This window comes from Acidisphaera rubrifaciens HS-AP3 (assembly GCF_000964365.1).
GTDB lineage: Bacteria > Pseudomonadota > Alphaproteobacteria > Acetobacterales > Acetobacteraceae > Acidisphaera > Acidisphaera rubrifaciens.
Map to the genome: position 1 here is coordinate 1 of NZ_BANB01001092.1, position 448 is coordinate 448.

Sequence of the window (448 nt, forward strand, 5' to 3'; positions counted from 1 at the left end):
GGCCGGGCCGAGCGCCGCCCCGGCCAGCAAGAGTGCGCGCCGGCCGAGGCGCCGGCCGGGCGGCGGGAGGTCAGAACTGATCGGCGTCGCTTCGGGCGATGATGCGGGCATCGGGCACTCCTGCGCGCAGGGCTTCATCAAGCGCGGCCTCGGCGGCGCGCGCGGTCGGATAGGGGCCGGCGAGCACGGCATAGCTCGTGCTCCGCCCCGACGGATGGGTGACGACGTAGGCATCCAGCCCCGGCACCTGCCGCGCCTGCACTGACGCCGGCCCGGGATTGGTGAAGGTGCCGAGACGCAGCATCAGGCGCACCGGACCGACCGGCACCCGCGTCACCGTGCCGGGCAGCGCCACGTCCGCCGCCGGCGCCGCGTCGGTCGCGTCCGGGGCACCGATCATCGTCGCCGCCGCAGGTCGGTGATCGAGCAGCGGCTGTTCGCCCTCGCC

At 76.1% G+C, this 448-nt stretch carries 1 protein-coding gene; it reads right to left on the reverse strand.

The features are described from left to right. Positions 1 to 70: 70 nt before the first annotated feature. A partial coding sequence (locus B8460_RS20190; protein ID WP_048863423.1) for an SPOR domain-containing protein occupies positions 71 to 448 on the reverse strand: 378 nt, incomplete at its 5' end.